Here is an 11,291-nt window from a genome sequence, read left to right as displayed (position 1 = left end):
CAGGCCCAAGGGTTGATGCCGCGCGCCCCGGTCAGGGCGGCGGTGTGGTGCCAGCCTGGTCCGGGCGACGATAAGCCATTTCCCCCGCCATCCTCAATGCCGCCAGCAGGCTGCCTGACTCTGCCCGCCCGGTTCCGGCCAGCGACAACGCCGTGCCATGGTCCACGGAAGTGCGCACGATCGGTAGCCCCAGCGTCACGTTCACCGCCTCGCCAAAACCGCGCGCCTTCAGCACCGGCAGTCCCTGATCGTGATACATCGCCAGCACGGCATCGGCGGTGGCAAGGTACTTGGGGGTGAACAGGGTGTCGGCGGGCAGGGCTTCACTCAACCGGATGCCTTCGGCCCGCAATTCCTTCAGGGTGGGGTTGATGACCCGGATTTCCTCGTCGCCCAGATGTCCGCCTTCCCCGGCATGCGGGTTCAGGCCGCAAACCAGAATGTTGGGCGAGGCGATGCCGAAATGGTGCTTCAGGTCATGGTCCAGAATGCGGATCACCTGCCGCAGCGTATCCGGGGTAATGGCGTCCGCCACTGCCCGCAGCGGCAGGTGTGTGGTGGCCAGCGCCACCCGCAGTCCGGGGCAGGCCAGCATCATCACCACTTTGGGCACGCCGCACAGTTCCTGCAGGAATTCGGTGTGGCCGCTGAAGTGAATTCCGGCTTCGTTGATGATGGACTTCTGCACCGGCGCGGTGACCATGCCCGCCGCCGAGCCGGAAAGACAGGCGTTGGCGGCGAGGTCCAGTGTGGTCAGCACATAAGCGCTGTTGGCGGCATTGAGCACGCCGCACTCCACGGGTTCATGCAAGTGCACATGCCAGACGTAGGCCTCACCCGCAGGCAACAGCCCGGCACGCTGGCCCGGCTGCCAGTCATGCAGGTTGATGGCCAGCCCGAGCCGGGTGGCTCGCTGCCGCAGCAACTCACGATCAGCAACGATCACGCAGGGCAGGGACATGGCCTGCTGCATGATCTGCACGCACAGGTCCGGGCCGATTCCCGCCGGTTCACCGGCCGTGAGCAACAGCGGCAGGCGCATCAGGGGGCTTCCGCCGCCTTGATTTCGACATAAGCTTCAGCGCGGATTTCACGCATCCACAGTTCCAGGGCTTCATCAAATTTACGGCCGTAAAGCGCCTGCCGCGCCAGGTTGCGCCGGTATTCGCGGGTCATGTCCTGGTCGCGCTCACCCAGCACTTGCAGAATGTGCCAGCCGAACTGGCTTTCAAACACCGGACTGATGCTGTTAACGGCTGTCTGGTTCATCATGGTTTCAAACGAACCCACCATTTCACCGGGGCTGACCCAGCCGACATCACCGCCATTGCGGGCGGAGCCGGGGTCATCGGAATAGGTCCTGGCCAGGTTCGGAAAATCGGCGGGGTCCTTGTCCAGCCGCGAGCGAAGGTCCGATGCTTTTTGCTGGGCGTCTTCCAGCGAAAGGATTTCCGATGGCTTGACGAGAATGTGCCGTACCTGCCGTTGATGAACCACCATCTGCTCGGCCCCGCGACGGTCCAGCATCGCCAGAACGTGAAATCCGGCCGGTGTCCGGACCGGCCCGGAGAATTCCCCTTTTTTCAGACCACGAACCTGATCGGCAAACAGGGTTGGCAACTGGGCCTCCTTGCGCCAGCCCAGGTCACCGCCCTTCAAGGCGCTGTCGCCGCTGGAGAACCGGGCTGCCACCTGTTCCAGCGCTTGGCCGGCCCGCAGGGCGGCTAACGCTTCTTCGGCTTTCCGGCGGGCCTCATCCTGTTGTGGCGGAGTCGCGGCTTCGGGAACGCTGATCAGGATATGCGCCAGCCGGTACTCGGTGGCCAGCGCCGCTTCGCCCTGCGGGGATGCCAGAAAACTGTCGATATCCTGATCGGTAATACGGATGCGGTCCTGAAGCCGGCGATTGCGGTAACGGCTGACAATCATCTCGTTGCGCACCTGGTCGCGCACATCGCTATAGCTGCCGGGCTTCTCGGTTTCCAGCCGCTGGCGGAACTGCTCCAGCGTCATGCCGTTCTGGCGGGCGATGTCGGTGAGTGAGGCGTTCAGGGTATTGTCGTCAATGCGGACCCCGGCGCGTTCGGCCTGCCCCAGTTGCAAGCGCTGCAGAATCAGTTGCTCCATGACCTGGTTGCGCAGGTCGGCGGCATCCGGCAGGGTCTGCCGACGGACACTGAATTGATGCTCCACATCGGCAATCCGTTGCTTCACCTCGGTTTCCAGAATAGCATCGTCATCCACGACGGCGGCAATACGGTTCAACGGGCTGCCGGCAAAGGCCGGTGTGGCAAGCAGGATGGCGACAAGAGGGGCAAGGATAAAGCGCATTAGCGGAAATCTCGGATGGAGGAGCGTTGTGAGTCCTGGATCTGGCCGTAGCCGAAGACCCGGCTGGACAGCAGGTCGTTGATGCCGGAGGAAACACCCGCCAGTCCCTTCAGGGTGATTTCAATGAAGAAGGCGGTGCGTTTCAGATTGGCGGCGCTGATATTGTCCGGATCTGTCAGGAATTGCCGCTGATAGAACGAAAGTCGCCAGCAGCAGGCGTCATAGCGCAGACCCAGCAGTCGGTCTTGGGGAGAGTCGTTTTCCAGATCATATTGCATCAGGCCCATGATCTGCCATTGATGATTCAGCGGGTGGATGATGGAGGCGGTGGCCTGGCTCAGGGCCTTCTGGTTCAGCGCCACTATTTCCCGGCGGTAATTGTAGCCCACGTTAAACAGGCGGTCCGCGCTCTCCGGCAGATAATGCAGTTGCAGACCGAATTGCGCCGCCTTCAGATCCGGCGTCCACAAGCTGTCGGCGGAGCCAGACCAGTCGCGGTTCAGTTGCAGCGCCAGTTCACCCGCCATGCCGGAAGTCCGGGAGGTGTCAACCGGGTCGGTGGCGTTGAGGCGGACCTTGCGGTCACGCAGGTAGAAAATCTCGCCCACGGAGGCCCGCAGGCGTTCATGACCGTCGTCATTGTCCAGCCAGCGGCTGGTCAGACCCAGGGAAACCTGGTGGGTGTCATCAATGCGGTCACCCCCGGAAAACCGGCTGGGACGAAACAGCTGCGCAAAACTGAAGGTGGAGGTGGCGGTGTCGAAGTTGGGCAGGTCGCTTTGGTCGGTATAGGGTGAAAAAGCATAGAACACCCGGGGCTCCAGCGTTTGCAGGAAGCGGCTGCCTTGCCGCTCCAGCGTCAACCCGCTGTCCAGACTGAAGGCGGCGTTGTTGATGACGTCGGGCGCACCGGCCGCCCCATCCAGTTCGTAGGCCAGCTGGCGGACACTGACGGCGGGGTTGAGATACCCCCAAGGCTGTTGCGCACGGTAGTCCAGTCGCGGCTCAAGACGCCAGCGGGCGCCATTGACCTCCACGCCGCTGCCATCGTTGACGGTCCGGCTGAAATAAGTCAGCTCGCTCAGCAAGCGCGCGGAAAATCCCCGTTGCAGGGGCAGTCCGGCCCGCAGCAGTAGTTGCGGCAGGCGGGCATAGGGCTTGCTGATATCGCTTAACAGCGGGTCAATCGTCTGAAATCCCTGAACCCGCCCCAGCAAGCTCCAGTACCCAGCGGTGTACTCCACTTCACCGGTGCGTTCCTGGTGGGTGGTGCTGCTCTGGCTGAGGTCGGTGCCCAGATCGGTAAAATAGGCGTTGTCGGAGACATAATTGGCCACGGTCCCCATCCGGATATTGCCGTTGCGGTATTGATGCCGCCAGGCGGCCTGCCGCCGGTCGTTGTCCTGATAAAGCTTGTCGCCGGGCAGCATCGCCAAATGCAGCTCCCCTTGTCCGGCATCCTCCAGCAGATAACGGAATTCACTTTCCACCATCAGTCCGCGCCGGGACAACAGGCGCGGCGTCAGCGTCATGTCGTAGTTGGGCGCCAGGTTCAGATATACAGGTTGGGCGAAATCGAAGCCGCCGTCGTTGGTGGTGCCAAAGCGCGGCACCAGCATGCCCGTCATCCGACGATCATCAATCGGGAAGTTGAAGTAGGGAATGTTGACCAGCGGCGCGCCCATCAGGTGCAGTTTGGCCTGTTGTACAGTGCCCCGGCCGGTCGTCGGGTCCAGCCTCAGTTTGCGTGCAGAGAAATACCAGACCCGCTTGTCCGGCTCGCAGGTTGAATACTCCACCCTGTCAAAGTTCAACTCTCCATTGGCCTTGCGGTCGACCGTGGTGGCCTTGCCGTGGGCGTTCAGCAGCGTCGACACGAACTCGACGCTGTCCAGATGGGCGGTTTTCCCGGTCAAGTCCAGGTCGGCCTGCTGTCCGGATAATACCAGCCCCGGCTCGGCCAGCAGGATGTTGCCGGTAAAACGGCCATTGTCCCGCCCTGTGGAAAGTTCGGCATTATCTGCCTGGATCAGGCGGCCGGGCTGGGATATGCGCACGTCGCCGCGCAGGCGGGACGCGCCATCAGGATCAAAATAGACCCAGACCGCCTCGCCGGCGACCGGGCTTTCGGTTGGCTTGGCTGGCCGGACGCCCAGCGGAATGGGTGTCACCCACGTTCCATGGCAGGAGGTTGCCAGCGCCGGCCGTTCGTTTTCAGGCTTGGCGGCAATCGTTTTCTTGTCCATCCAGCCCAAACGGGCGTAGTTGATGGCTTCGCCGGCGCCGGCCAGGGCGGGAAGTAGGGGTAGCACTAAGAAAATCAGGGTCCGGCGCATGATCCAACTTGGGTTCAGGGCAAAGCTCGGGGATAATAGAAAACTTCGTCCCTTTCAGCCATGAGTTTTTGTAATGGAAGATTGCGCCATCGCTGTTGACCAACGCCGTAACGCGCTTTATGCGTGGTCGTCCGCCTGGGTTCGCACCCATACCCCGTTCAATCCCGCCGCCGCCCTGGACATGGTATCCGGTGATGCCAGCTTCCGCCGCTATTTCCGCCTGCAACACGGGCAGGGCAGCCTGATCTGCGTTGACGCCCCGCCCGAGAAGGAAAACTCCCGGCCTTTTGTGTCCATCGCCCGCGCATTGTTTGCCCATCAGGTGCATGTGCCGGAAGTAATCGCGGTCGATTTCGAGCAGGGCTTCATGTTGCTCAGTGATCTCGGCGATACCATGCTGCGCCCGTGTCTCAACGATAACAGCGTCGACGAACTCTACGGACAGGCCATGGACGAGTTGTTGCACTTGCTGTCCAGCCCCCACCCCTGCGACTACCCGCTGCCGCCCTACGACCATGCCCGGCTGATGACGGAAATGTCGTTGTTCCGCGACTGGTTCGTCGCCCGCTATCTGGATCTGGACCTTCAGCCTGAGGAAGTGGCGCTGATCGACGACATCTGCCGCCGCATTGCCGATACCGTGTTGCAACAGCCGACGGTCTTTGTTCATCGTGACTATCACTCACGCAACTTGATGGTCTTGCCCACCGGCCGACTCGGCGTCATCGACTTCCAGGACGCCGTCACCGGCCCCATTACCTATGATCTGGTCTCGTTGCTGCGCGACGCCTATGTCGAGTGGCCCGCCAACCGGGTCAGCGGCTGGGTCGAACTGTTCCGGCAAAAGCTGCTGGCGGCCGGGCAGATCGGTGAAGATGTGGATACCGAACAGTTTCAAGCCTGGTTTGACTGGATGGGCGCACAGCGCCACCTGAAGATATTGGGTATTTTTGCCCGCCTCAGCCTGCGCGACGGCAAACATGGCTATCTCAACGACATTCCGCTGGTGTTCAAGTATTTCGTGGATGAAATCCAGAACTATCCTGACTTGAAGAACTTCCATGGCTGGCTGCTTGAACGGATTGTCCCGGTCTATCTGGCGAAGAATCCGGAGGCCTTGCCGTTCCTGGCCCATGTACAGTCTGAAGGCACAGGAGCGTCGGCATGAAGGCCATGATCCTGGCGGCCGGTCTCGGCAACCGCATGCGGCCGCTGACGCTGACCACGCCCAAGCCATTGCTGGCGGTTGGCGGCAAGCCCTTGATCGTCTGGCATATTGAGGCTTTGAAGGCTGCCGGTGTCACGGAGTTGGTCATCAATACCGCTTGGTTGGGGCAGAAGCTGCACGAGGCGCTGGGTGATGGCTCGGGATTGGGCGTCCGTATCGACTGGTCAGATGAAGGTGAGCCGCTGGAAACCGCCGGTGGCATCGTCCAGGCCTTGCCCTTGCTGGGGCAGGAGCCTTTTCTGCTGGTCAATGGCGATATCTGGCTGCGCTATGACTTTGCCGGTCTGGCGGCGCAATCATTGCAGGGGCGGTTGGCCCACTTGCTATTGGTGGATAATCCGCCTCAGCATCCGCAGGGCGACTTTGCGTTCAGCCGAACTTCCGGCGATACGCTGATCACGGCGGAAGGGGCTGAAAAGTACACCTTTGCCGGGATCAGCCTGATGTCGCCGCAATTGTTTGACGGTCTGACGCCGGGCAAGGCTCCGCTGGCGCCCTTGCTGCGGCAGGCCATTGCTGCCGGACAGATCAGCGCTGAGTATCATCCCGGCCCCTGGGTCGATGTAGGAACACCCGAACGCCTTCAGGCGCTGGATGAAGCCATCCGCGCCGGTCAACTTTGATTCAGGAAACCCGATATGCGTGATTATTTGCTGGCCCCCTCCATCCTTTCCGCCGACTTTGCCCGACTGGGCGCTGAAGTCGATGCTGTGCTGGAAGCCGGAACCGACATCGTTCACTTCGATGTCATGGACAACCATTATGTGCCCAACCTGACCGTGGGTCCGATGGTTTGCAAGGCCTTGCGCAAGTATGGCGTCACCGCGCCCATCGATGTGCATCTCATGGTGTCGCCGGTCGACCGCATCATTGGTGACTTCATCGAGGCCGGGGCTACCTACATTACTTTTCACCCCGAAGCCTCCGATCATATTGACCGTTCGCTGCAACTGATCCGCAGCGGCGGCTGCAAGGCCGGGCTGGTGTTCAATCCGGCCACGCCCTTGCACTATCTGGATTACGTGCTGGACAAGATCGATATGGTGCTGCTGATGAGCGTCAATCCCGGATTTGGCGGCCAGCAGTTCATTCCCAAAACGCTGGAAAAACTGGCGGCGGCGCGCAAGCTGATTGATGCCAGCGGCCTGCCTATCCGTCTGGAAGTGGATGGCGGAGTAACGGCGAAAAACATCCGCCAGATCGCCGAAGCCGGAGCCGACACCTTTGTCGCCGGGTCCGCCATTTTCGGGGGCGGGGATTATCGCGCCGCCGTTGCCGCCATGCGCGCCGAGCTGGCGCTGGCCGGCAGCGTACAGGCCTGATCATGTTCAGTCTGATCGGCTTCACCCCGCGATTGATCATGTGTGACCTGGACGGAACACTGGTTGATTCCGCCAGCGACATCCATCACTGCCTGAACCTGGCGCTGGAGGACTTGGGCCTGGCGCAGGTCAGCCAGCAGCAAGTGCGCAACTGGGTCGGCCGCGGTGCATCGCGGCTGGTTTATTGTGTGCTGGAGGCCGGGCATCATGCCCCCGGCCTGCACGATGAATTGCTGGCCGGTTTCATGCGCCATTACCAGCTGGCGGTTTGCCAGTTCAGCCGCTTCTATGATGGCGTTCCTGAATTCCTGAAGGCTTGCCGTCAGGCCGGGATTCCGCTGGCCTGCGTCACCAATAAGCCGTATGCCCCGGCCAAGGCCTTGCTGGAGGCGCTGGACTGCCTGGGTGATTTCCGGTTGCTTGTCGGCGGCGATACGCTGCCGCACAAAAAACCGCATCCCGAGCCTTTATTGCATTGCCTGCGCCATTTCGAGGTCCGCCCCGGCGAGGCGTTGATGCTGGGAGATTCCCGGAATGACGTTGAGGCCGCCCGCGCCGCCGGGGTTCCCTGTGTCGCCCTGCCTTATGGCTACAATCATGGCGAACCCATCGAGGCCTGCGAGCCGACGTGGATCATTCCGCATCTCGGGGTGCTGCTGGATGCCGCGCCGTCTTGATTCCCGAAGCAAGTTGAATTACCGTAACTTCTTTATAGAGGCAGAAGTGGCAATGACCCCCGTTTTCCGCTGGCGATGGTGATCCCCCCGAACGTGTTGCACGCATAACCCCTGTCCGCCATTTGCCGCAAAGGTCTTTGCCATGATTTCCCACGAGCAGTTTGCCGAGTTCGCCCGTCAGGGCTACAACCGTATTCCCGTCGCCCTTGAATTGCTGGCCGACCTGGATACCCCGCTTTCCGTTTATCTCAAGGTTGCCAACCAGCCCTACAGCTACCTCTTCGAATCCGTTCATGGCGGAGAGCGGTGGGGCCGTTATTCCATTATCGGCCTGCCGTCGAAGCGCCGCCTCGTGGTCACGGGGCACAGTGTCCGCATTTATCAAGGCGACATCCTGCAGGACGATATCCGTACCGAAGACCCGTTGGCCTTCATTGAAGAGTTCCAGCAACAGTTCAAGGTGCCGGTCTTGGCAAACCTGCCGCGTTTTACTGGCGGGCTGGTCGGCTATTTCGGCTATGACTGTGTCCGTTATGTCGAAAAGAAGTTGGCGGCGGCAAACAAGCCCGACCCCATCGGCATGCCCGATATCCAGTTGATGCTGTCGGAGGAAGTGATTGTTTTCGACAATCTGAAGGAAAGCATCTATCTCATCACCCATGCCGACCCGACGGAAGCCAATGCCTATATGCAGGCGCTGGAGCGTCTGGAGCAGTTGTCGCATCGCCTGCGAACGGCAGGAGCCTTTACTTCGCAGCTCACGGATGCGCCGCCGACTCGCGAAAGCGACTTCCGTTCCAGCTTTGGTGAAGAAGCATTTCGCGCCGGTGTCGACCATATCAAGGAATATATCCTTGCCGGAGATGTAATGCAGGTGGTGCCGTCACAGCGCCTCACCGCTCCTTATGGGCATTCTCCCATGGCCTTGTACCGGGCCTTGCGCCACCTGAATCCCTCTCCCTACATGTATTTCGTCAATTGCGGCAATGCGCACATTGTCGGTTCCAGTCCGGAAATCCTGGCCCGGGTGCAGGAGGGCAGGGTAACCGTGCGCCCCATTGCCGGAACCCGACCGCGCGGCAAGACGCCGGAGCATGATCATGCTCTGGCGGCAGAGTTGCTGGCAGATCCCAAGGAAATTGCAGAACACCTGATGCTGATTGATCTGGGACGTAATGATGCTGGCCGCGTCAGTCAGGTCGGGCAGGTTACCGTCACCGAGAAGATGGCCATCGAACGTTACTCACACGTCATGCACATCGTGTCGAATGTTGAAGGGGTGCTAAAGGAGGGGGTTTCAGCCATCGACGTGCTGCGAGCCACGCTGCCAGCCGGAACGCTGTCCGGTGCGCCGAAGGTGCGCGCCATGGAAATCATTGACGAGCTGGAGCCGGTCAAGCGCGGTGTCTATGGCGGCGCCATCGGTTATCTGGGTTGGAACGGGGAAATGGATACCGCAATTGCCATTCGCACAGCGATTTTGAAGGACGGACTGATGCATGTGCAGGCCGGCGCAGGGGTTGTTGCGGACTCGGTTCCAGAAATGGAGTGGCTGGAAACCATGAATAAGGCCCGCGCCTGCATCCGTGCTGCAGAATTGGCGTCCAATCACCTAAAAATTAAGCAGTAAGGCGTTGCCAGCGTGCCGCAAACACGTATAATGCGGCACGTTTTTCGTGAAAGCCGGTATAGCTCAGTTGGTAGAGCAACTGACTTGTAATCAGTAGGTCGTGAGTTCGAGTCCCACTGCCGGCACCAGCGAAAAAAGGATACGAAGTTGCTTGACGAGTTGTTGTTAAATCTAGATAATTTCGTTCCTCGCGTTGGTGGGATTCCCGAGCGGTCAAAGGGATCAGACTGTAAATCTGACGGCTCAGCCTTCGAAGGTTCGAATCCTTCTCCCACCACCATTTATGCGCGGGTGTAGTTTAGTGGTAGAACTTCAGCCTTCCAAGCTGATAGTGCGGGTTCGATTCCCGCCACCCGCTCCAGGTTGGTTGAATTGCAACGCTCATATAGCTCAGTCGGTAGAGCACTTCCTTGGTAAGGAAGAGGTCACCGGTTCAAATCCGGTTATGAGCTCCATATTTCAGGCAGACGGCGATGGCCGCTTCTGCCTTTGTTGTTAATACAAAATGTTTGGCTAGATCACCCACGAGGGGAGAGTTGTCATGGCGAAGGCTAAGTTTGAACGCGATAAGCCGCACGTAAACGTCGGCACCATTGGTCACGTTGACCACGGCAAGACCACCCAGACGGCGGCTATTACCACCATTTGCGCGAAAGTGTACGGTGGTGAGGCCAAGGCATACGACCAGATCGATGCTGCCCCTGAAGAGCGTGCTCGTGGTATCACCATTAACACCGCCCACGTGGAATACCTGTCTCCCATTCGTCACTATGCCCACGTTGACTGCCCGGGCCACGCTGACTATGTGAAGAACATGATCACCGGTGCCGCCCAGATGGATGGTGCGATCCTGGTTTGCTCTGCTGCTGACGGCCCCATGCCGCAGACCCGTGAGCACATCCTCCTGTCCCGTCAGGTTGGTGTCCCGTACATTGTCGTGTTCCTGAACAAGTGCGACATGGTCGATGACGAAGAGCTGCTGGAACTGGTCGAGATGGAAGTCCGCGACCTGCTGAACAAGTACAACTTCCCTGGTGACGACACCCCGATCATTCGTGGTTCCGCACTGGAAGCCTTGAATGGCTCTGAGGGTCCGTTTGGTATTCCCGCCATCCTGAAGCTGGTGGAAACTCTGGATTCCTATATCCCAGAGCCCACCCGCGCCATTGACCAGCCGTTCCTGCTGCCGATCGAAGATGTGTTCTCGATCTCTGGTCGCGGTACCGTGGTCACCGGTCGTGTTGAACGCGGCATTGTCAAGGTAGGTGAGGAAGTGGAAATCGTCGGTATCAAGGATACCGTGAAGTCCACCTGCACCGGCGTTGAAATGTTCCGCAAGCTGCTGGACGAAGGCCGTGCCGGTGAAAACGTCGGCGTGCTGTTGCGCGGCATCAAGCGCGAAGACATTCAGCGTGGTCAGGTTCTGGCCAAGCCGAACAGCATCAAGCCTCACACCCAGTTCGTGTCTGAAGTGTACGTGCTGAGCAAGGAAGAAGGCGGCCGTCACACGCCGTTCTTCAAGGGCTACCGTCCCCAGTTCTACTTCCGTACAACGGACGTGACGGGCAACATCGAGCTGCCGGAAGGTGTCGAGATGGTGATGCCGGGTGACAACATCCAGATGACGGTGGAGCTTATCCATCCGATCGCCATGGATGAAGGTCTGCGCTTCGCGATTCGTGAAGGCGGCCGTACTGTTGGTGCCGGTGTTGTGGCCAAGATCATCAAGTAAGCTGCAACTGGCAAGGCCTGCATATCGTGCAGGCC

Annotated in this window: 9 protein-coding genes and 4 tRNA genes; 10 read left to right on the top strand and 3 right to left on the bottom strand. The window is 60.0% G+C overall.

All coding sequences use genetic code 11. From position 1 onward, the window contains the following. Positions 1-31: 31 nt before the first annotated feature. From pdxA to Q7T36_RS12815, 3 genes are read right to left on the bottom strand one after another with little or no spacing between them, the layout of a single operon-like run. Entirely contained in the window at positions 32-1,042 is a 1,011-nt protein-coding gene (pdxA, locus tag Q7T36_RS12825) for a 4-hydroxythreonine-4-phosphate dehydrogenase PdxA (RefSeq protein ID WP_304849073.1), read from the bottom strand. Next, positions 1,042-2,331 carry a peptidylprolyl isomerase gene (locus Q7T36_RS12820; protein WP_304849069.1) on the bottom strand — a complete coding sequence of 430 codons (1,290 nt, stop codon included), beginning with the start codon at positions 2,329-2,331 and terminating at the stop codon, positions 1,042-1,044. Before Q7T36_RS12820 ends, pdxA begins: the two co-directional genes overlap by 1 nt. Then, positions 2,331-4,643 (bottom strand): LPS-assembly protein LptD, encoded by a 2,313-nt coding sequence (locus Q7T36_RS12815; RefSeq protein ID WP_304849065.1) that lies wholly within the window; start codon positions 4,641-4,643, stop codon positions 2,331-2,333. Before Q7T36_RS12815 ends, Q7T36_RS12820 begins: the two co-directional genes overlap by 1 nt. A gap of 97 nt (positions 4,644-4,740) precedes the next feature. On the opposite strand from Q7T36_RS12815, the gene Q7T36_RS12810 reads away from it, so the two are divergent. The 10 genes from Q7T36_RS12810 to tuf all read left to right on the top strand — a co-directional run bounded on the left by Q7T36_RS12810 (position 4,741) and on the right by tuf (position 11,256). Then, a complete protein-coding gene (locus tag Q7T36_RS12810) occupies positions 4,741-5,835 on the top strand; it encodes an aminoglycoside phosphotransferase family protein (RefSeq protein ID WP_304849062.1) in 1,095 nt (364 codons plus the stop codon). Continuing rightward, positions 5,832-6,518, top strand: a complete 687-nt coding sequence (gene murU, locus Q7T36_RS12805; protein WP_304849060.1) for an N-acetylmuramate alpha-1-phosphate uridylyltransferase MurU — start codon at positions 5,832-5,834, stop codon at positions 6,516-6,518. Before Q7T36_RS12810 ends, murU begins: the two co-directional genes overlap by 4 nt. Before the next feature lie 15 nt (positions 6,519-6,533). Next, a complete protein-coding gene (gene rpe, locus Q7T36_RS12800) occupies positions 6,534-7,217 on the top strand; it encodes a ribulose-phosphate 3-epimerase (RefSeq protein ID WP_304849057.1) in 684 nt (227 codons plus the stop codon). Between the two features lie 2 nt (positions 7,218-7,219). After that, positions 7,220-7,894 (top strand): phosphoglycolate phosphatase, encoded by a 675-nt coding sequence (locus Q7T36_RS12795; RefSeq protein WP_304849053.1) that lies wholly within the window; start codon positions 7,220-7,222, stop codon positions 7,892-7,894. A gap of 142 nt (positions 7,895-8,036) precedes the next feature. After that, the gene (trpE, locus tag Q7T36_RS12790) at positions 8,037-9,524 is read left to right on the top strand and encodes an anthranilate synthase component I (protein ID WP_304849049.1); all 1,488 of its coding nucleotides are present in this window, start codon (positions 8,037-8,039) and stop codon (positions 9,522-9,524) included. Positions 9,525-9,576: 52 nt separating this feature from the next. Then, positions 9,577-9,652 (top strand) — tRNA-Thr (locus Q7T36_RS12785). Positions 9,653-9,719: 67 nt separating this feature from the next. Further along, positions 9,720-9,804 (top strand) — tRNA-Tyr (locus Q7T36_RS12780). Between the two features lie 7 nt (positions 9,805-9,811). Then, positions 9,812-9,885: transfer RNA gene (locus Q7T36_RS12775), tRNA-Gly, on the top strand. A gap of 18 nt (positions 9,886-9,903) precedes the next feature. Continuing rightward, positions 9,904-9,979, top strand: a tRNA-Thr gene (locus Q7T36_RS12770). Positions 9,980-10,065: 86 nt separating this feature from the next. After that, positions 10,066-11,256 carry an elongation factor Tu gene (gene tuf, locus Q7T36_RS12765; protein ID WP_304849047.1) on the top strand — a complete coding sequence of 397 codons (1,191 nt, stop codon included), beginning with the start codon at positions 10,066-10,068 and terminating at the stop codon, positions 11,254-11,256. The last annotated feature ends 35 nt before the right edge of the window (positions 11,257-11,291 follow it).

It is taken from the genome of Fluviicoccus sp., from assembly GCF_030646115.1.
Taxonomy (GTDB): Bacteria; Pseudomonadota; Gammaproteobacteria; order Pseudomonadales; family Moraxellaceae; genus Fluviicoccus.
The sequence above is the reverse complement of the archived record's forward strand: the minus strand, read 5'-3'. Positions and strand labels throughout refer to the sequence as shown.

Coding starts and splice junctions, on each gene's coding strand:
- pdxA (WP_304849073.1), bottom strand. CDS start 1,042: ATGCGCCTGCCGCTGTTGCTCACGGCCGGTGAACCGGCGGGAATCGGC.
- Q7T36_RS12820 (WP_304849069.1), bottom strand. CDS start 2,331: ATGCGCTTTATCCTTGCCCCTCTTGTCGCCATCCTGCTTGCCACACCG.
- Q7T36_RS12810 (WP_304849062.1), top strand. CDS start 4,741: ATGGAAGATTGCGCCATCGCTGTTGACCAACGCCGTAACGCGCTTTAT.
- murU (WP_304849060.1), top strand. CDS start 5,832: ATGAAGGCCATGATCCTGGCGGCCGGTCTCGGCAACCGCATGCGGCCG.
- rpe (WP_304849057.1), top strand. CDS start 6,534: ATGCGTGATTATTTGCTGGCCCCCTCCATCCTTTCCGCCGACTTTGCC.
- Q7T36_RS12795 (WP_304849053.1), top strand. CDS start 7,220: ATGTTCAGTCTGATCGGCTTCACCCCGCGATTGATCATGTGTGACCTG.
- trpE (WP_304849049.1), top strand. CDS start 8,037: ATGATTTCCCACGAGCAGTTTGCCGAGTTCGCCCGTCAGGGCTACAAC.
- tuf (WP_304849047.1), top strand. CDS start 10,066: ATGGCGAAGGCTAAGTTTGAACGCGATAAGCCGCACGTAAACGTCGGC.